Origin of the sequence: Streptomyces sp. NPDC050416 (assembly GCF_044458845.1) — a bacterium.
In the GTDB taxonomy this organism is placed as follows: Bacteria; Actinomycetota; Actinomycetes; order Streptomycetales; family Streptomycetaceae; genus Streptomyces.
The window spans coordinates 425,572-443,354 of sequence record NZ_JBITII010000006.1; the positions used below are offsets into that span (position 1 = coordinate 425,572).

16 protein-coding genes are annotated in these 17,783 nt (G+C 71.9%); 7 read left to right on the forward strand and 9 right to left on the reverse strand.

Features of this window, described 5'->3' with window-relative positions:
- The first annotated feature begins 6 nt into the window (after positions 1-6).
- The gene (locus tag ACIBL4_RS21635; RefSeq protein WP_399412387.1) at positions 7-1,323 is read left to right on the forward strand and encodes a serine-threonine protein kinase; all 1,317 of its coding nucleotides are present in this window, start codon (positions 7-9) and stop codon (positions 1,321-1,323) included.
- A gap of 34 nt (positions 1,324-1,357) precedes the next feature.
- Here ACIBL4_RS21635 and ACIBL4_RS21640 read toward each other — a convergent pair whose 3' ends face one another.
- Positions 1,358-4,156 (reverse strand): penicillin acylase family protein, encoded by a 2,799-nt coding sequence (locus ACIBL4_RS21640; protein ID WP_399412389.1) that lies wholly within the window; start codon positions 4,154-4,156, stop codon positions 1,358-1,360.
- Positions 4,157-4,420: 264 nt separating this feature from the next.
- On the opposite strand from ACIBL4_RS21640, the gene ACIBL4_RS21645 reads away from it, so the two are divergent.
- Positions 4,421-5,023 carry a hypothetical protein gene (locus ACIBL4_RS21645; protein WP_399412391.1) on the forward strand — a complete coding sequence of 201 codons (603 nt, stop codon included), beginning with the start codon at positions 4,421-4,423 and terminating at the stop codon, positions 5,021-5,023.
- A 75-nt stretch (positions 5,024-5,098) separates the two neighbouring features.
- On the forward strand, positions 5,099-5,839 hold the full coding sequence (locus ACIBL4_RS21650; protein ID WP_399412604.1) for a 3-keto-5-aminohexanoate cleavage protein: 741 nt from the start codon (positions 5,099-5,101) through the stop codon (positions 5,837-5,839).
- Between the two features lie 478 nt (positions 5,840-6,317).
- On the opposite strand, the gene soxR is transcribed toward ACIBL4_RS21650, so the two are convergent.
- Positions 6,318-6,782, reverse strand: coding sequence for a redox-sensitive transcriptional activator SoxR (soxR, locus tag ACIBL4_RS21655; RefSeq protein ID WP_399412393.1), 465 nt, complete (start codon positions 6,780-6,782; stop codon positions 6,318-6,320).
- 108 nt (positions 6,783-6,890) lie between these two features.
- On the opposite strand from soxR, the gene ACIBL4_RS21660 reads away from it, so the two are divergent.
- Positions 6,891-7,352 (forward strand): MaoC family dehydratase, encoded by a 462-nt coding sequence (locus tag ACIBL4_RS21660; RefSeq protein WP_399412395.1) that lies wholly within the window; start codon positions 6,891-6,893, stop codon positions 7,350-7,352.
- Between the two features lie 10 nt (positions 7,353-7,362).
- Here the strand turns inward: ACIBL4_RS21660 and ACIBL4_RS21665 are convergent, their stop codons facing one another.
- The 3 genes from ACIBL4_RS21665 to ACIBL4_RS21675 form a co-directional block, all read right to left on the reverse strand.
- Positions 7,363-7,992: a TetR/AcrR family transcriptional regulator gene (locus ACIBL4_RS21665; RefSeq protein WP_399412396.1), complete on the reverse strand. Its 630-nt coding sequence runs from the start codon at positions 7,990-7,992 to the stop codon at positions 7,363-7,365.
- A gap of 70 nt (positions 7,993-8,062) precedes the next feature.
- Positions 8,063-8,350 carry a YiaA/YiaB family inner membrane protein gene (locus ACIBL4_RS21670; protein WP_399412398.1) on the reverse strand — a complete coding sequence of 96 codons (288 nt, stop codon included), beginning with the start codon at positions 8,348-8,350 and terminating at the stop codon, positions 8,063-8,065.
- Positions 8,351-8,410: 60 nt separating this feature from the next.
- Positions 8,411-9,562: an acyl-CoA dehydrogenase family protein gene (locus ACIBL4_RS21675; RefSeq protein WP_399412400.1), complete on the reverse strand. Its 1,152-nt coding sequence runs from the start codon at positions 9,560-9,562 to the stop codon at positions 8,411-8,413.
- Positions 9,563-9,672: 110 nt separating this feature from the next.
- On the opposite strand from ACIBL4_RS21675, the gene ACIBL4_RS21680 reads away from it, so the two are divergent.
- The 3 genes from ACIBL4_RS21680 to ACIBL4_RS21690 all read left to right on the forward strand — a co-directional run bounded on the left by ACIBL4_RS21680 (position 9,673) and on the right by ACIBL4_RS21690 (position 12,140).
- Entirely contained in the window at positions 9,673-10,314 is a 642-nt protein-coding gene (locus ACIBL4_RS21680; protein ID WP_399412402.1) for a TetR/AcrR family transcriptional regulator, read from the forward strand.
- Positions 10,315-10,360: 46 nt separating this feature from the next.
- Positions 10,361-11,071, forward strand: coding sequence for an ArsR/SmtB family transcription factor (locus ACIBL4_RS21685; protein ID WP_399412404.1), 711 nt, complete (start codon positions 10,361-10,363; stop codon positions 11,069-11,071).
- 100 nt (positions 11,072-11,171) lie between these two features.
- Positions 11,172-12,140 carry a DMT family transporter gene (locus ACIBL4_RS21690; RefSeq protein WP_399412406.1) on the forward strand — a complete coding sequence of 323 codons (969 nt, stop codon included), beginning with the start codon at positions 11,172-11,174 and terminating at the stop codon, positions 12,138-12,140.
- On the opposite strand, the gene ACIBL4_RS21695 is transcribed toward ACIBL4_RS21690, so the two are convergent.
- The 4 genes from ACIBL4_RS21695 to ACIBL4_RS21710 all read right to left on the reverse strand — a co-directional run bounded on the left by ACIBL4_RS21695 (position 12,129) and on the right by ACIBL4_RS21710 (position 17,676).
- Positions 12,129-13,499, reverse strand: coding sequence for an MFS transporter (locus ACIBL4_RS21695; RefSeq protein WP_399412408.1), 1,371 nt, complete (start codon positions 13,497-13,499; stop codon positions 12,129-12,131). The genes ACIBL4_RS21690 and ACIBL4_RS21695 overlap by 12 nt on opposite strands.
- 193 nt (positions 13,500-13,692) lie before the next feature.
- Complete coding sequence (locus ACIBL4_RS21700) at positions 13,693-14,775, reverse strand: Zn-dependent alcohol dehydrogenase (RefSeq protein ID WP_399412410.1); 1,083 nt, start codon at positions 14,773-14,775, stop codon at positions 13,693-13,695.
- A 20-nt stretch (positions 14,776-14,795) separates the two neighbouring features.
- Positions 14,796-16,184, reverse strand: a complete 1,389-nt coding sequence (locus tag ACIBL4_RS21705; protein ID WP_399412412.1) for an aldehyde dehydrogenase family protein — start codon at positions 16,182-16,184, stop codon at positions 14,796-14,798.
- A 136-nt stretch (positions 16,185-16,320) separates the two neighbouring features.
- Complete coding sequence (locus tag ACIBL4_RS21710; RefSeq protein ID WP_399412414.1) at positions 16,321-17,676, reverse strand: ABC transporter ATP-binding protein; 1,356 nt, start codon at positions 17,674-17,676, stop codon at positions 16,321-16,323.
- Between the last annotated feature and the right edge of the window lie 107 nt (positions 17,677-17,783).

A 17,783-nucleotide genomic window follows, 5' to 3' on the forward strand; every position in this document is an offset into this window, starting at 1 on the left:
CCTGTCATGGCGGATCCGGCGATGAGCGTGAGTCCCTACTGGGAGCTGACCTTCGACGCGGACGGGGACCCGGCGGGCCGCGGGCGGGACCGGCTGCTCGCCGGGGTGAGCGAACGGAAGGTGCGCGACCTGATCGTCTTCGCGCACGGCTGGAACAACGACCGCTCGGGCGCGACCCGGCTCTACGACCGCTTCCTCGCGCCGGTTCCGCGGCTGGCACCGGCCGCCCGGATCGGCTACGTCGGGGTCCTGTGGCCGGCGATGCGGTTCTCCGACGAACCGATCCCGGACTTCCCGCGGGCCGTGGCGGCCGGGCTCCCCCGGCGCCCGGTGCTCGACAAGGCCACGCGGCACGCGCTGCTGGAGTCCTTCCCGGGCCGGGCGATCCTGATCGAGCAGATCACCCGGCTGCTGGAGCAGCAGCCGCCGGAGGAGGCCGAACTGGAGGAGTTCGGGCGGCTGGTGCGGCTGCTCGTGGAGGTGGTGGCGCCCGGTCCGCAGGCGCTGTTCGCGGCGGACACGGTGGCGGAGGGAGTGCCGCAGAGCGAGCCGGAGATGCTGGCCGGGTCCTCGGCGGCGGCCTGCGAGGAGTTCGCGCGGGCGCTGGCGGAGCTCGACGCGTCCGGCGCGCGGCAGGGGTTCGGCCTGCCCAACCCCTGGGAGGGGGCGCACGAGCTGCTGCGGCAGGCGACGTACTACGCGATGAAACGGCGTGCGGGAACCGTCGGCGAGCGTGGTCTCGGCCGGGTCGTCGGACAGCTCGCGAAGGCGGCGCCGGACGTGCGCGTGCACCTCGTGGGGCACAGTTTCGGCGCCCGGCTGGTGTCGTTCGCGCTGCGCGGCCTCCCCGAGGGCGTGCGCACGGTCAAGTCGGTGACGCTGCTCCAAGGAGCGTTCTCCCACTACGCGTTCGCGGCCCGGCTGCCGCACGACGCGCGCGCCGGAGGGGTGCTCCAGGGGCAGCAGAACCGCGTCGACGGCCCTGTGGTGTGCTGCCACTCCCGGCACGACTCGGCCCTGGGCACGATGTATCCGCTGGCGTCCCGCATGGCGGGCGACAGCCGGTCGGTCGCGGGCCTCGACCTGGGGCGGGCCCTGGGCGCCAAGTGGGGTGCGATGGGCTACGACGGGGTGCAGGCGGTGCCGGGCACGCGCGCGTACACCCTCGCCGAGGCCCTGCGGGCGAAGCTGCCCACCTCGGGGTGCGTGAACGTGGACGCGGCGGCGGTGGTCAGACGCGGTGGCCCGCCCGCCGGTGCGCACAGCGACATCCTGCACGAGGAGCTGACCCGGCTGGTACTGGCGGCGGGCCGCGTCCGCTGACCCGCCGCCTGACCTAGGGGGTGTCCCCCTGGCCTCACCGGTGTGAGGTGAACTCCACGACCTGCTGGTAGGTCGGCCGGTTCTGCCAGCTGATCTTGCCGTGCTTGATGCCGCCGAGGGTGCGGTGGATGACCGAGTCGGCGCACCACTGGTCGCCCGCCGAGCACTGGTCGTCGCCGGGGTAGACCTGGGCCGCGGTCTTGCCGGCCGCCTCCTTCAGGGTGCTGACGAGGGTGTCACGGCAGGCGCCGAGGTCTCCGCCGCCGCAGTACTCGCGGGCCAGCGGCCCGCGCACCTGCTCGCCGAGCACGGACCGGATGTCCTTGTCGACGTAGCTCCACCAGCCGTACTGGAAGGAGCTTCCGGCGTGCGATCCGGTCGGGCCGTGCGCGGCCGACGGGGACTCGTCGACGGGCAGATTGGCCGTCATGGCTTTGTAGAGCTCGCTGCCGAGGCCCGGTTCGAACTCGGCCTTGACCAGCAGCGGCCACCAGGCGTCCAGGATGCGGATCGCGTCGGCGTCGGCGTACTTCTCGGAACCGGCCGAGGTCTCCGTGCGCTTGCCGCCCGCGGCGACCCATGCCTGGAGCTTGCTCACGGCGGCCGCGGCGGTGGGGTCGGTGACCGGCGAACTGTTCACGGCCTTCAGCAGTTTGGGCAGGACGCCCTCCGCCCGCAGGTCGGCCGTGGCCGCGTCGGCCATGGCCTTCACCAGCGAGGCCCGGGTCACCCCGCCCTGCTGGACCAGCTTCTTCACCCGGTCCTCGAGGAGGTTGCCGCGGTGCACGGAGCCGTTGCCCCAGGGGGCGGTGGTGTAGTCCTTGGCCTGCTTGTTGTTCCAGGAGATGTAGTAGTCCTGGTCGATGGAGTGGGGGTGGGCGGAGGGCGGGGTGTAGTCGGCCGTGTTGGTCGCCGGGTCCCAGCCGCGCCACTCGTACACCGGCCGGGCCCACACAGGGAACTCGGCGTCGACGCCGTTCGCGCGCACCGGGTTGTCTCCGCTGTTGTAGTACGCGGTGTGCTCGGAGTCGGCGTAGAACCAGTTGAAGGTGTAGTTGATGTGCTGCACCGCCTTCTGGAACGACTCCGGGCCCTTCACGTAGTCCGGGTCGTTCAGCATCTGGAAGCCGATGATGGAGTCGGCCTCGTGCATGAAGGACGAGCGCAGGGTGGTGTAGGCGACCTTCTTGCCGCCGACGGTGGCGCGGTACTCGACGGGTCCGTACTTCGTGCGCCACACGCGCATGGTGTACGAGCCGGCCGCGGTGCCGTCGGCGACCGTCGGCTTCCAGGCGTTCTTCTGCTCGATCTTCTCCATCGGCGTACAGGTGCCGCGGTACAGGTAGTGGTGGTCGTCCTTGCAGAGTTCGACGGCGAACGTGTCGATGATGTCCTGGCCGGAGGTCGTCGCGCTCCACGAGTAGTCCTGGCCGCGGCCGAGTTCGACGTACATGCTCAGGCCCGCGAAGGAGGCGCCGCGGGCGCTGATGCCGGGGCCCTGGAGTTCCTGGAGGAGCAGCAACTGGGGTGCGAAGTAGCCGGTCTGCGGGCCGAACACGGCGACCGGGTGGCCGCTGGCGGTGTGCTCGCCGCTGACCACGAGGGCGTTGGACATGCCGCGCTTGGCGGACGACAGGGCCGACTTGGACGCCTCGCCGGACGCGCCGGTGGCACTGGCCGTGGTGGCACTGCCGGTGCGGTCGTGGACGAGCGGCTCGGGCTTCACCGAACCGGCGTCCGGCATTGCCGTGCCCTGCGGGTCGTCCGGCTTGGTCGCGTACGGGAAGCTGCCGTCGTGGACGGTGAGGACGGCCTCCGGGTCGTTGCGTTCCCGGAAGGACTCCCAGACCTTGGTGCCTTCCGCCACGCCGTACTTCTCCTGGGCGGCGAGCAGGGAGAGCGCGTTGTTGACCTCGCCGCCTCCGCCGGAGCCGAACAGCGCGCCGATGACGGATCCCAGCGCGACCATGTCGGTGATCTTGAAGTGCTCGATCTTCCCGGCGTTGGTGACTGAGTCCTTGTGCCCGGTGAGGACGTACTCACCGGGGAAGTACCGGCCGCTGTCGGAGGCGTCGATGTAGGCGTTGATGCCGTCGAGGTAGGCATCGGCGTCGGCGAGGGCCTGCTTGCCGCGCTCGCCGTTGGTGGCGACGGCGTTGTCGATCTGCGCCTGGAGATCGGCCTCGGTGTAGGGCGCGTGCCGCCAGAACTGCTGTTCCAGGCCCTGGTTGGAGGGCGCGCCGCCCGCGAAGGAGGTCACCTGACCACGTCCGACGTGCCGGAAGACGTCCATCAGCCACAGCCGGTCCTGTGCGGCGGCGTAGCCGGCCCCGAACTCCGTGCCGTACCGGGTGGTGCCGGTGATGTGCGGCACACCGGTCTTCTTGTCCCGGACGATCGTCACGTCACCGCGTCCGGCGGGTTTGACGGTGGAGGCGACCTGATCCGCCGGGACCCCGAACGACGCGTCGTTGAAGAAGTTGTTGATCTTGTCGTTGGTGAGGCCGGTGTAGCCCTTGGCGAGGTTGGCATAGGGCCCGAGCTGGTCCTCGGCGTGTTCGGGCTGGGTGCCGAAGGCCTGGTTGAGGAGGACCTGGGCCAGGGTGGCGTTGCCGTTCTGGCCGGGCGGGAGGATGTCCGAACACTGGTTGCCGCAGTGGTCGTTCGCCGCCGCCGTGCCCTGCGCGGTCCCCGTCTCCGAGGCGGCCGCCTGTGACAGCGGCGACAAAAGACCCGCGATCAGCGCGCATACCGATGCGGTCTTCAGGAACCCGGGGATTCCGCGGGGAGTTCTCATTCTGTCGAGAACGGTGCGTGGGTAACGCCGTGGCATGTGGGGGGCTCCTCCCGACGGGGGGTGGGCGGGATGTTACCGCCGGTAGCTCCAGGATTGAAGATGAACAGGCGTCACTTTTCGGAGTCAGCACAACAGGCACACGGACCACGGCAGTCGACTCAAAGCCTCGTCGGACCGCTTATGGAGGCCATTTGAAATCGGATGGAGCCGATTCGCTTGTCGATACGTCTATTCGGCGACGTCCTTATGACGACGCCGAAGTGACCGAATCAGGTGCAGGTGTGACGGAGGTGCAGGACGATGGCCGGTTTCCGGAGTCTGGCGAGACAGGTCCGCGATCCGCGGTGCGATCTGGCACTGCGGCGTTATTCGCTTCGCAAGTGCCTTGAGAGGTTCGCCCCTTATGGGCACAGGGCGACCTGGGACCATCTGTGTTCCCGGGCCGGGTTCGGCCCCGAGGACCGGTCCCCCGATCCGGTGCGGCTCGTGGCCGCACTGGACGAACTGGAGGAGGCGCGGGCGGTCTGGCTGGCCTACGAGGTCGAGTTCGCCGAGCGCCGCAAGAAGGAGAAGCACGACGGACTGCGCCGGCCGGGCAGTGTGGACGACTGGCACCGGCTGACCTGGGGCGGTTTCGGCGTGGCGTGGTGCGACGATCCGGCGGTCCATCCCCGTGAACCGCTGGCCGAGGTGCTGCGCCGGCTGATCGCCGCGCTGGAGCGCGAACCGGGCTCGACGTGCCCGGTGTGCGGCGGGGAGCAACTCGCCTGGAAGCACGACCTGGACCACGAGCCCTCGGCGGGTCCGGTCTGCACGGACTGCGGAATTCTCGTACCGCGTCCGGTGCTCACGCCCGAAGCCCTCGCGGACGCCAGGCGGGCGAGGCTGTTGGTGTCGGCTTGACGAACGCGGGTGCGCGGGGGGTGCGCCGGGGATGCCGCACCCCCACTGTCAGTGGGGGCTGACACCATCGTCGACATGGTGCAGGTGTGCCTGAACGGTCCGCGGACCGCCGCCGACGGTACGGCGGTGCCGCTGACGCCCGAGTCCATGGCCGACTCCGCCGCCGACGCCGTCGCGGCCGGGGCCACGGACATCCATGTCCATCCCAAGACGCCGTGCGGGCGGGACACGTTGTCGCCCCGGGTGCTCGCGGAGACGCTGTCGGCGATGCGCTCGCGGGTGCGGGTGCCGGTGGGGGTGACCACGGGGGCGTGGGCCGAGCCGGATCCTGCGGCCCGGCTGGAGCGGATACGGAGCTGGACCGTCCTGCCCGACCATGCCTCGGTCAACTGGCATGAGCCCGGTGCGGAGGAGGTCGCCGGCCTGCTCCTGGAGCGCGGGGTGGGTGTGGAGGCGGGCATCTGGTCCGGGACGGATGGTGCGGAGCGGTTCGCCGCCTCGCCGCTGGGGCCGAAGGTGCTGCGGGTCTTGGCCGAGGTGACGGACACGAACCCCTCGAGTGCGGTGGCTTCCGCGCGGGGGTTGTTGTCCGGCCTTGGTGCCGCCCATGGGCGTCCTGTGCTGCTGCACGGGGAGGACGGGGGCGCGTGGCCCGTGCTGCGGCTTGCGGGCGAGCTGGACTTGGCGACGCGGGTCGGGGTGGAGGATGTGCTGGTCCTGCCGGATGGGAGGCGGGCCGGATCCAACGCGGAGTTGGTCGCGGCGGGGTTGGTGGAGTACGAGGCGGGTCGGCGGAGTGCTGGGAGTGGTCGCTGAGGCCGGGCGGGTCCGCAGCACGGCGGAGCGGGGTGCCGCCGACGGCTGCTGAGGCCGGGGCGTTGCGCAGCTCGGCGCGACGAGGTGCCGCTGCGCCCACCCCTGCCGCCTGGGAGCACTTCCCAGGCCCTTAAGGCACTGGGGGAGGCACGACTGCCCGCAGCTAAGCGGGACCGGCGGCCCGCAGCGCGGGGGCTACGGCAGCTGAGCGGACCGCCGCGCGCCCGCACACGCAGCGGCCGGCCTGCGGCACCGAAGCCACGACGCACCGCAGCCCAGCGCCGAGCGCCAGCCCCGCGCGAAGCGGGACCACGACGCGCCCCGCACCCGCGCACGGCGCGAAGGGGACGTGTCGGGGGGTGTCCGCCCGCAGCGGTTGGCGCGTCAAGGGACAGTTGATCGGTTCGCAAGCCCATCGCGCCGTTCCGAGGACGGACACCCCCCGACGCGGCCCCGACCCACCACCACCGCGCAGGCGCTATGCCCGCCCCCTGTCCACCAGCAGGCGTGAGCCCGCGCGGCGTTCGCCGAAGGCGTCGCCCGGGTTGGACAGGACGCACGTGTCCAGGGAGAGGCAGCCGCAGCCGATGCAGTCGGTGAGGTGGTCGCGGAGACGGTTCAGCTGCTTGATGCGTTCGTCCAGTTCCGAGCGCCAGGTCTCCGACAGACGCGCCCAGTCCTCCCGGGTCGGCGTCCGCTCCTCGGGAAGCTCCGCCAGCGCCTCCCGGATCGTCGCCAGCGGGATGCCGACCCGTTGCGCGGCCCGGATGAAGGCGACCCTGCGCAGCGTGTCCCGCGCGTAGCGGCGCTGGTTGCCGGCGGTCCGGCGACTGCTGATCAGGCCTTTGGACTCGTAGAAGTGCAGGGCGGAAACGGCGGCCCCGCTGCGCGCCGCCAGCTGGCCGACCGTGAGTTCGTGGATCTTCTCTGAAATCTGGGGCACCCCTCGAACCCTACCCAGTCCGTTGACAGGGCCCCTGCGGCCGACCATGCTAAGCAGTCGCTTAGAGATTCAAGTGCACGTAGACTTCCTGACGCGAGAGGCCGGGACATGGCACAGCCGAGGATCTTCACGTCCATCGACGACCTGAAGTCGGCGGTGGGCGAGCAACTGGGGTACACCGACTGGCTCGACATCGACCAGAAGCGGATCGACCTCTTCGCGGAGGCCACCGGCGACCACCAGTGGATCCACGTCGACCCGGAGAAGGCCGCCGCGGGCCCCTTCGGCACCACCATCGCCCACGGCTATCTCACCCTGTCGCTGCTTCCCCTCTTCGGACCGCAGCTGATCTCGGTCGAGGGCGTGAAGATGGGCGTCAACTACGGGTCGAACAAGGTCCGTTTCCCCTCGCCCGTCCCCGTCGGCTCCCGGCTCCGCGCCACCGCGACCATCAGCGCCGTCGACGACGTCCCCGGCGGCGTCCAGGTGACCGTCGCCTTCACCGTGGAACGCGAGGGCGGCGACAAGCCCGTCTGCGTCGCCGAGTCGGTCTCCCGCTACTACTTCTGATCCCGGCGGGTTACTTCGACCCGTCCCCCACCATCCGCAGCACGAGGTCGGCGTACAGCGCGCCGACCTCGTCCGGCGTCCAGGGCCCGTCGACGTTGAACCAACGGGCCACGTCGATGCAGAGCGAGAGAACAGCCAGGGTCGTGCCCTTGACGTCGAGCACGTCGAACTCACCGGCCGCCACGCCGTCCTCGATGATCCCCCGCACCTCGGCGTCGCACTGCCGCCGCAGCGCGAGGATCTCGTCGCGGGCGTCCGGACCGAGCGAGTCCAGCTCGTACTGGACGACGCGCGCGGTGGTGCGCCCGCCGGCGTGCCAGCGGACGAAGGAGCTGACCGCGCCGGCCAGGCGCTCGCGGGCGGTGCCCTCCCGCCGTGACGCCGTCCGCAGGATCTCCAGGGCCTTCTCGTGCCCGATCCTGCTGATGCGGTGCAGCAGCTCTTCCTTGGTCTTGTAGTGGATGTAGAGCGCTGCCGGGCTCATCCCGGCGCGACCCGCGATGTCCCGGGTCGTCGTGGCGTGGTACCCGCGCTCGGCGAAGGCCTCCACCGCGGCGATCAGCAGCCGTCGCGCCGCGTCGGGCGTGACCTCGCCCCACGCCTGCGCCTCGCCGCCGGCCGTCTCCTCCGCCGTACTCATCGCTCACCCCTCATCACTGGCAGGAGTAACACCATACCGCTGAGGGTGAGCGGGCGCTTAGCGTGCCCGCTCAGAGCTTTTCGAAGGGGTCGTGCTCGGCGAGCAGCTTCTCCAGCCGCGCCTGGTCGACCCGGCTGACGATCTGCCCGGCCTCCTGCCGGTCCCGGATCACCTTGGCCAGGGTGAAGGCGGAGGTGACCAGGTAGAGGACGGCGATCGCGAGGAAACCCCGCACCCAGGCGTCGGCGTTCAACCTGAAGATGCCGACGGCGGTGGCGGCCATGGCGACGGAGAACGAGGCGATCGCCTGGCCGTAGAAGGCGGCCGTGCTCTGCTGTTTGACCGGTGCGTCACTCATGGGGACCAGGGTCGGGGAAGGGGCCGGCGGCCACATCCGCCGAACTACTCAGGAACGTACTCAGAACGCCGAAACCCCCGTCAGCGCACGCCCGATGACCAGCTTCTGGATCTGGCTCGTGCCCTCGTAGAGGGTCATCACGCGGGCGTCCCGCAGCAGCTTGCCCGCCGGGTACTCGTCGATGTAGCCGTAGCCGCCGAACACCTGGAGCGCGTTGTTGGCGGCGCGGACCGCCGCCTCCGAGGCGAACAGCTTGGCCTTGGACGACTCGACGGCGAACGGCCGGCCGCGGTCGATCAGGTCGGCGACCCGCCAGGTCAGCAGCCGCGCGGCGTCGACGTCCACGGCGATGTCGCTGATCAGTTCCTGGACCAGCTGGTGACGGGCGATCGCCTTCCCGAACTGCTCGCGCTCGCCCGCGTACCGCACGGCCGCGTCCAGCGCGGCCTGGGCTATGCCGACGCAGCCCGCGGCGACCGACATCCGCCCCTTGGCGAGGGCGGACATGGCGACCGAGAAGCCCTTGCCCTCCTCCCCCAGCAGCGCCGAGGCCGGCACCCGGACGTCCTCCAGCACGATTTCGGCCGTGGCCTGGCCGCGCAGCCCCAGCTTCCCGTGGATCGTGCGGCGCGTCAGGCCGGGCGTGCCCGTGGGGACCAGGAAGGCGGAGACGCCCTTGTGGCCGGGGGCGTCGGCGGAGCGGGCGAAGAGCAGGACGACGTCGGCCCAGGTGCCGTTGGTGATGAACATCTTGGTGCCGTTGATGACGTAGTCGTCGCCGTCCCGCACCGCCCGCGTCATGAGGTTGCCCGCGTCCGAGCCCGTGCCCGGCTCGGTCAGGCCGAAGCAGCCGACCGACTCACCGGACGTGAGTCCCGGCAGCCACCGCCGCTTCTGCTCCTCACTCCCCCAGGCGGCGACGGTCTTCGCGACGAGCCCCAGCGAGACGGAGACGATCCCGCGCACGGACGAGTCGCCCCGGCCGAGTTCCTCCGTGACCAGGCAGTACGCGAGGTGGTCGCCGCCGGAGCCGCCGTACTCCTCGTCGATCGTCAGACCCAGGAACCCGACCTCGCCGAGCTTCTTGACGATCGCCCGGTCGACTTCCTCGGCGCGGTCCCAGGCGACGGAGTTCGGGGCGATCTCGCGCTCGACGAAGTCCCGGGCGAGCTGCCGGACGGCGGTCTGCTCCTCGCTGAGCTCCAGGTTCACCACAAGCCACTCCAGTCGAAAGCCACTCGAAAGCCACTTCAAAGCCACTTGAAAACCGTACATTTAAATTAGCACTGCTAGTTTCCATCGGCAGCCCTACTATGTGCGCCATGGCCCGACCGCGCAAGCCCCTGCTCAGCACCGACCGGATCGTCGAGACGGCCCGCGCGCTCGTGGACGCGGAGGGCCTCGCGGCCCTCTCTACCCGCCGGCTCGCCGCCGAACTCGGGGTCAGCGGGCCCTCGCTCTACAACCACTTCCGCACCAAGGACGAGATCCTGGAGGCGGTCGCCGACTCGGTGAGCGGCCAGGTGGACCTGTCGATGTTCCAGGACGGCCGGGACTGGCGGACCGCGCTGCACGACTGGGCCGTCTCCTACCGGGCCGCGCTGCGCGACCACCCGAACATCGTCCCGGTGCTGGCCCGCGGCCCCGGCCGCCGCCCGGCCGGGCTGCGCCTGGCGGACGCCGTCTACGGCGCGATGGTCGAGGCGGGCTGGCCGCCGGCGCAGGCCACGTCCATCGGCGCGCTGATGCGCTACTTCGTGATGGGCTCCGCGCTCGGCTCCTTCGCCGGGGGCTTCGTGGACGACGCGAGCGCCTACGACCCCGCCGACTACCCGCATCTCCAGCAGGCCCATCTGCTCGCCGAGCACCAGGAGAAGATCGACGAGCGGGCCTTCGAGACCGGGCTGACGGCCCTGCTGGACGGGCTGGCCCGGCAGTACGAGCAGGTGCGGCGGACCGCGTAGCGACACTTCGGCCTCAGCCGAAGGGTTCGTGTTCCATGCTGGGGACATGACGACGAGGGACCCGCAGGTCACGGCTCTGGCCCGGCTCGCCGCGCTGTTCGCGGACGAGACCCGGGCGGCGTGTCTGCTGGCGCTGCTCGACGGGCGGGCCTGGACCGCGGGCGAGCTGGCGCGGCACGCGGGTGTCGCCGCGTCGACGCTGAGCGAGCACCTGGGCAGGCTCGTCGCGGGCGGGCTGCTCGCCGAGGAGCGGCAGGGCCGGCACCGGTACGTCCGGCTGGCCGACGCGCGGGTCGCGCAGCTGGTGGAGGACCTGGCGGCGCAGGTCGCACCGGACAGGCCCGTACGCCCGCGGAACCTGCGGGAGTCGAGCGCCGGTTCGGCGATGGCCCGGGGCCGCACCTGCTACGACCATCTCGCCGGGCGGCTCGGCATCGCGGTCATGGACGCGCTGACGGCGCGCGGGCTGCTGCAACAGGAGACCGGGTTCGCGCTCACCGACGCGGGTCTGGCGTGGTTCGAGTCGGCCGGTATCGGCCTCGAGGGGCGTGGCCGGCGCCCCTTGGCCCGTGCCTGTCTCGACTGGACCGAACGCCGGCCCCATCTCGCGGGCGTCGCGGGCGCCGCCCTGTGCCGGCACGCCCTTGAGACGGGATGGTGCGTGCGTATCGGCTCCGAGCGGGCCGTGAAGGTGACGGCGGCCGGTGAGCGGGCCCTGTCCGAGCTGCTGGGCGTGGAGGCCGCGGCGCTGCACTGATCCCGAGTCCCACCGAACGAGCCCACCATCCGATGGGCCGCCGAAGCCCTGTCCGAAATTCGCGAGCGTCCGTCCCCTCACCCCTCCTAGCCTCGGGATCATGATGAACCAGACCCCTCCCCGCCCCGCCCGCCGGGCCGAGCTGCTGGCCGCCGGCGCGGCCGCGGTGACCGTCGTGCTGTGGGCCTCCGCCTTCGTCTCGATCCGCAGCGCCGGGGAGGCGTACTCGCCGGGCGCGCTGGCGCTCGGGCGGCTGCTGGCCGGGTCGCTGACGCTGGGGGTGATCTGTCTGCTGCGGCGGGAGGGGTGGCCGCCGCGCTCGGCCTGGCGCGGTATCGCCATATCGGGCCTGCTGTGGTTCGGCGTCTACATGGTCGTCCTCAACTGGGGTGAGCAGCAGGTCGACGCGGGTACGGCCGCGCTGGTCGTGAACACCGGGCCGATCCTCATCGCGCTGCTGGGTGCCCGGCTGCTCGGTGATCCGATGCCGCCGCGGCTGCTGGCGGGGATGGCGGTGTCGTTCGCCGGTGCGGTGACCGTGGGTCTGTCGATGTCCGGCGAGGGCGGTTCCTCGGTGCTCGGGGTGGTGCTGTGTCTGCTGGCGGCGGTCACATACGCCGCCGGTGTCGTCGCGCAGAAGCCGGCACTGGGCACGGCCGGTCCGTTGCAGGTGACGACGTTCGGCTGCCTGATCGGCGCGGTGGTCTGTCTGCCGTTCGCCGGGCAGCTCGTCCAGGAGGCCGCCGAGGCGCCGGCCTCCGCGACGCTCAACATGGTGTACCTGGGCGTCTTCCCGACCGCCCTGGCCTTCACGACGTGGGCGTACGCGCTGTCCCGGACGACCGCGAGCCGGATGGGCGCGACCACGTACGCGGCGCCCGCGCTGGTCGTCCTGATGTCCTGGCTCTTCCTCGGCGAGGTGCCGGGGCTGCTCACGCTGGCCGGCGGTGTGCTGTGCCTGGCGGGTGTCGCGGTGTCCCGGTCGAGGTCGCGGGCGGCGGCTCGGGCCGGGGATCCGGGAGCGGCTCCGCAGCCCCGGCCCGAGCGCACTGGGGGCTCAGCCCGCTGACTCGGCTTCCGCCCTGGCCTCGGGCGCGGCTTCCGGTTCCGCCGGACGCGCCCGGTCCGCGAGGACCTTGATCGACACCAGGGCGATCACCGAGAGCGCGATGATGTAGCCGGACACCGCCATCGAGGTGCCCGTCGCCTCCAGCAGCAGCACCATGACGAAGGGAGCGAGGCCGCCGCCCGCGACGGCCGCGATCTGGTAGCCGAGGGAGGCGCCGGTGTAGCGCATCTCGGGCGTGAACAGCTCCGCGAACAGGGCGGCCTGGGGGCCGTACATGATGCTCAGGAAGCAGCTGGCGACGAACGTGCCGACCGCGAGCCACAGCAGCGAGCCGGTGTCGATCAGCAGGAAGAGCGGCACGGCCCACAGTGCGATGCCCGCCGCCCCGAAGGCGTAGATCCGGATCCGGCCGACGCGGTCCGAGAGCGCGGCGGCGGCCGGGATCAGCACGAGCTGCGTGAGGCTGACGCAGAGCGAGACCATGAGCACCGGGCCCTTCTCCATGTCCAGCTCCCGGGTCGTGTAGTCGAGGACGCCGGTGATGAGGATGTAGAAGGTCGCGGTGTTCACAGCGAAGGAGCCGCCGGCGAGGAGGACCGTGCCGAGGTGGCCGCGCAGGATCGTGCGCAGCGGCGAACTCTGCTCGGTCTTCTCCCGCTCCGCGAGGGCGCGTTCGGCTTCCCGGAACGCCGGGGTCTCCTCGACGCGGGTGTGGATGTACCAGGCGAGCGCGAGGACGAGCAGGCCGACCAGGAACGGCACGCGCCAGCCCCAGGCGGCGAACGCCGAGTCGGTGGTGAGCGCGCCGGCGACCAGGAAGACCGTGTTGGCGGTCACCACGCCGATCGGGACGCCGAGCTGGACGACACTGCCGTAGACACCGCGCTTGCCCTCCGGGGCGTACTCGGTGGCCAGGAGCATCGCGCCGCCCCACTGAGCGCCGACGGCGACGCCCTGCGCGACGCGGAGCAGGACGAGCAGGATCGGGGCGGCGACACCGATCGTGTCGTACGTCGGCAGCAGGCCGATGCCGGTGGTGGCCACGCCCATCAGCGTGAGGGCGAGGACCAGCATCGGCTTGCGGCCGCGCTTGTCGCCGAGGTGGCCGGCGACGATGCCTCCGAGGGGGCGGGCGAGGAAGCCGACGGCGAACGTGGCGAAGGAGGCCAGCACGCCGGCGCTGGTACTGCCGGCGGGGAAGTAGAGGTCGCCGAGCACGAGGGCGGCGGCGATGCCGAAGACGAAGTAGTCGTACCACTCGACGGCCGAGGCGAGGGCCGCCGCGGTGGCGACGCGGCGGCGGTTGCCCGCGGCGGGCGCGGTGGAGGTGTGCGGCTGAGCGGAAGGGGCCGTGTCCATGCGGTGCACGCTCCGGTGGGTGCGGGGACGGAACGGGGGGTGACTCGATGGTCCGGGGAACGTACTGACCGGACGGTATGGACGTCAACGGGTCGTACACCAGGACTTTTGCCTGTACGGGGCACGCAGTGTGCGGGCGGGCATGCCTCGGGCCCCGGCCTCGCGCGGAGGCCGGGGTGCGGGTGGGGCCGGACTAGAAGACGACCAGTGCGCGGCCGCCCTTGCCCGCCAGCATGTTCTCGAAGGCCGCCGGGATGCCGTCCAGGCAGATGCGTTCGGTCACCAGGGCCGTCAGGTCCAGACGGCCCTCCCGGACGTGTTCGGCGAGGACCGGGAGGTCCCGCGCGGGGTCGGAGTTGCCGTAGACGCAGCCGGAGAGGGTACGGCCCCAGTGGAAGATCTCCAGGGCGTTGAAGGTGACCTGCTGGTCCTTGCCGCCGATGCCGACGACCGTGGTGCGGCCGCCGCGCCGGGTGGAGTCCCAGGCCGTGCGGATGGTGACCGCGCGTCCGGCGCACTCGACGGCCACGTCGACGCCCTGCTTGCCGGTGAGGCCGCGGATCTCCCTGGCCGTGGTGTCGGAGGCGACGAGGTAGTCGGTGGCTCCGGCGGTCCGGGCCAGTTCCTCCTTCGCCGGGGAGACGTCCACGGCGATGATCTTCGAGGCGCCCGCGATCCGGGCCGCCTGCAGGGCCGCGAGTCCCACTCCCCCTACGCCGAACACCGCGACCGTCTCGCCCTGCCGGACACGGGCCGAGTGGTGGACGGCGCCGTAGCCGGTGAGGACGGCGCAGCCGAGGAGGGCCGCGTCGGTGAGCGGCACGCCGTCCGGGGCGGGCAGGACGCAGGACGCGGAGACGACCGTCTCCTCGGCGAACGCGGCGACGTTCAGGCCGGGGTGCAGGTCGGTGCCCTCGGTGGTGCGGGCGTAGACGTCGGCGGCGCCGCTCAGGGCGTCGGCGCACAGCCAGACCTCGCCGAGCGAGCAGGCGTGGCAGCTGCCGCAGGACGGGGCCCAGTTGAGGACGACCCCGTCGCCGGGCGCGACGTGACCGACGCCCTCGCCAACGGTGACGACCGTGCCGGCGCCCTCGTGGCCGAGGACGGCGGGGACGGGCACGCGCATGGTGCCGTTGGACAGGGACAGGTCGGAGTGGCAGACACCGGCGGCGGCGAGCCGGACGCGGACCTGGCCGGGTCCCGGGTCGGGCAGGTCGATGCCGGTGATCTCCAGCGGGGAACCGACGGCGGGCAGGACGGCGGCGCGGACAGCCATGACGGAAGGGACTCCCCTGACTAGAACTGGAGGGACTTGGTCTGGAGGTACTCGGCCAGGCCGTGCACGCCGAGTTCGCGGCCCACGCCGGACTGCTTGTAGCCGCCGAAGGGGGCGAGGGGGTTGAAGCGGCCGCCGTTGATGTCGACCTGGCCGGTCTCCATCCGGCGCGCGAAGGCCACCGCCTCGGCCTCGTCACCGGCCCAGACGGCGCCGGCCAGGCCGTAGACCGTGCCGTTGGCGATCCGCAGGGCGTCCTCCTCGTCGTCGTAGCGGAGGATCGACAGGACCGGGCCGAAGATCTCCTCCTGCGCGATGGTCATGTCCGGGGTGACGTCGGCGAAGACGGTCGGGCTGACGAAGTAGCCCTTCTCGCGCGGGGCTTCGGGGCCGCCGGCGACCAGGCGGGCGCCTTCGGCGACGCCCTTCTCGATGTAGCCGCGCACGCGGGCCTGCTGCTTGGCGTTGACGACGGGGCCGATGCGTTCGCCGTACTTGGCGGCGGCCGTCGCGGCGAGCTCCACCGCCTCGTCGTACTGGTCGCGGTGGACCAGCATCCGCGTCCACGCGCTGCACGTCTGCCCGGAGTTGGACATGACGTTGGCGACACCGACGTTGACCGCCTTGGCGAGGTCGGCGGTCGGGAGGATGACGTTGGCGGACTTGCCGCCGAGTTCGAGGGCGACCTTCTTGACCTGCCCGGCGGCGATCGCGGCGATGTGCCGGCCGACGGCGGTGGAGCCGGTGAAGGAGACCAGGTCGACGCCGGGGTGCTCGGCGAGGGCCTGGCCTGCGACCGGGCCGAGGCCGGTGACCAGGTTGAAGACGCCCGCCGGGAGGCCGGCCTCGTGGACCGCGTCCGCGAACAGGCGGGCGACCAGCGGGGTGTCCTCGGCGGGCTTCACGACGATCGTGCAGCCCGCCGCGAGGGCCGGGGCGACCTTGGCGACGATCTGGTGCAGCGGGTAGTTCCAGGGCGTGATCGCGGCCACGACACCGACCGGCTCGTGGTGCACGACGGAGTTGCCGGTCTTCTCCTCGAAGGCGTACGTCGCCGCGAGCTCGGCGTAGGAGCCCGCGACCGCGATCGGCACGGCCGCGTGGACGGCCTGGGAGAACTTCAGGGGCGAGCCGAGTTCGGCGGTGACGGTCTCGGCGATCTCGTCCGCGCGGGCGGTGAGCACGTCCCGCAGGGCGGCCAGGCGCGCCGCGCGCTCGGCGGGCGGGGTCGCGGCCCAGTCCGGAAGGGCGGCGCGGGCGGCCCGCACGGCGGTGTCGACGTCCTCGGCGGTGCCGGCCGGGACCGTGCCGATGACCTGCTCGTCGGCCGGGTTCACGACCTCGATCACGTCCTGGCCGGCGGCGGGGCGCCAGGCGCCCTGGATGTACATGCCGTCGTATGCCTTCATCGTGCTTCCTCCGGGGCGGGGCGTCGTCGTCCGGTACATAAACTAGCGACGATAGTTTTCCGGCGCCATACGTCACGGGGTGCCGGGTCCCGGGTCATCACAGCACGGCCGGGGCCCCGCCCGGGTGTGCGGCTCCTCACTCCCCCAGGTCGGGCAGGCGCGCCGGGTGCGGGCAGATGCGGTCGCCGTGCTGGTCGAAGACGAAGAGGTGGGCGAGGTCGACCAGGAGCGGCACCTGCATCCCGTGGCGGAGGGCGAGGTCGGGGGTGGTGCGGACGATGAGGTCGCCGGGCAGGCGGGGCTCGGCGGACGGCGCACGGACTTCGGCGTCCCTGGGGTCGTCCAGGGTCACGACGGGTCCGGCCCGCCCGGCTCCCGTCCGCCCGGCTCCGGTCCGCTCCCGCAGGCGGGTGAGGACCGAGGCCTCGCGGCGGCGGCGCCGGGCGGGGCGGCCGGGGCGGGGGCGTGGGGCCTCCAGTTCGGGGACGACGGCGGGACTGGAGCCGGTGTTGAAGTGGACGAGGATCTCGTGTCCCTGGAACTCCACGTGCTCGACCAGGCCGGTGATCGGCACCTCGCCGGGGCGGGCCGCGGAGTGCTTGGCGATCCGGACGGCCTCCGAGCGCAGGCCCACGATGACCTCGCGGCCCTGCTCGACGCGCAGCAGCTGGTGGTCCAGGGAGAGCGGCTCGGGCAGGCGCAGGAACTGCTTGCCCAGGCTGATGGTCATCGCGCCGTCCAGCGGGGCGCGCACCAGGCCGCGCAGCAGGTTGATGCGCGGGGTGCCGATAAAGGCGGCGACGAAGACGTTGCCGGGCAGCGCGTAGACGGCCCGCGGGCTGTCGACCTGCTGGAGCACGCCGCCGCGCAGCACCGCGACCCGGTCGCCGAGCGACATGGCCTCGGCCTGGTCGTGGGTGACGTAGAGCGTGGTGACGCCCAGCTCCCTGGTCAACTGGGAGATCTCGGCGCGCAGATGGGTGCGGAGCTTGGCGTCGAGGTTGGACAGTGGCTCGTCCATCAGGAACGCGGAGGGGTGACGGGCGATGGCCCGGCCCATGGCGACCCGCTGGCGTTCACCGCCGGAGAGCTGGCCGGGCAGGCGGTCGAGGAGGTCCTCGATGCCCAGCATGCGGGCGGTGGCGTCCACGCGCGGCCCGGGGTCCGTGCCCGGGGCCTCGATCCGCAGCGGGAAGCCGATGTTGGCCCGGCTGGTCATGTTCGGGTACAGGGCGAAGTTCTGGAAGACCATCGCCATGTCCCGCCCGGACGGCGGCAGGTCGTTGGCGTACTCACCGTCGAGCAGCAACTCGCCCTCGTCGATCTCCTCCAGGCCGGCGATCATCCGGAGCACGGTCGATTTGCCGCAGCCGGACGGGCCGAGCAGCACGAGGAACTCGCCCGGCGTGATGTCCAGCGACAGCCGGTCCACCACGCGGGCGCCTCGTGCGTAGGCCTTGCTCACGTCGTGCAGGGAGATGGCGCGTGTCATGGGTGCCCCCGAGGGGTCATCAGGGCGCTGTTGCTCCGCGGTCGGAAGCCCCGTGCGGGTCGTACGGGGCTGTGGGTCACGGAAGTTAACGGAAAGTACGCGGCCTG

Bases quoted from the DNA above. Each gene is read 5' to 3' on its own strand.
- ACIBL4_RS21645 (WP_399412391.1), top strand. From the start codon at position 4,421: ATGGCCGGTTTCCGGAGTCTGGCGAGACAGGTCCGCGATCCGCGGTGC.
- ACIBL4_RS21665 (WP_399412396.1), bottom strand. From the start codon at position 7,992: ATGAGTACGGCGGAGGAGACGGCCGGCGGCGAGGCGCAGGCGTGGGGC.
- ACIBL4_RS21700 (WP_399412410.1), bottom strand. From the start codon at position 14,775: ATGGCTGTCCGCGCCGCCGTCCTGCCCGCCGTCGGTTCCCCGCTGGAG.
- ACIBL4_RS21705 (WP_399412412.1), bottom strand. From the start codon at position 16,184: ATGAAGGCATACGACGGCATGTACATCCAGGGCGCCTGGCGCCCCGCC.
- ACIBL4_RS21695 (WP_399412408.1), bottom strand. From the start codon at position 13,499: ATGGACACGGCCCCTTCCGCTCAGCCGCACACCTCCACCGCGCCCGCC.
- ACIBL4_RS21685 (WP_399412404.1), top strand. From the start codon at position 10,361: ATGACGACGAGGGACCCGCAGGTCACGGCTCTGGCCCGGCTCGCCGCG.
- ACIBL4_RS21650 (WP_399412604.1), top strand. From the start codon at position 5,099: ATGGTGCAGGTGTGCCTGAACGGTCCGCGGACCGCCGCCGACGGTACG.
- ACIBL4_RS21660 (WP_399412395.1), top strand. From the start codon at position 6,891: ATGGCACAGCCGAGGATCTTCACGTCCATCGACGACCTGAAGTCGGCG.
- ACIBL4_RS21670 (WP_399412398.1), bottom strand. From the start codon at position 8,350: ATGAGTGACGCACCGGTCAAACAGCAGAGCACGGCCGCCTTCTACGGC.
- ACIBL4_RS21635 (WP_399412387.1), top strand. From the start codon at position 7: ATGGCGGATCCGGCGATGAGCGTGAGTCCCTACTGGGAGCTGACCTTC.
- ACIBL4_RS21680 (WP_399412402.1), top strand. From the start codon at position 9,673: ATGGCCCGACCGCGCAAGCCCCTGCTCAGCACCGACCGGATCGTCGAG.
- ACIBL4_RS21640 (WP_399412389.1), bottom strand. From the start codon at position 4,156: ATGCCACGGCGTTACCCACGCACCGTTCTCGACAGAATGAGAACTCCC.
- ACIBL4_RS21690 (WP_399412406.1), top strand. From the start codon at position 11,172: ATGATGAACCAGACCCCTCCCCGCCCCGCCCGCCGGGCCGAGCTGCTG.
- ACIBL4_RS21710 (WP_399412414.1), bottom strand. From the start codon at position 17,676: ATGACACGCGCCATCTCCCTGCACGACGTGAGCAAGGCCTACGCACGA.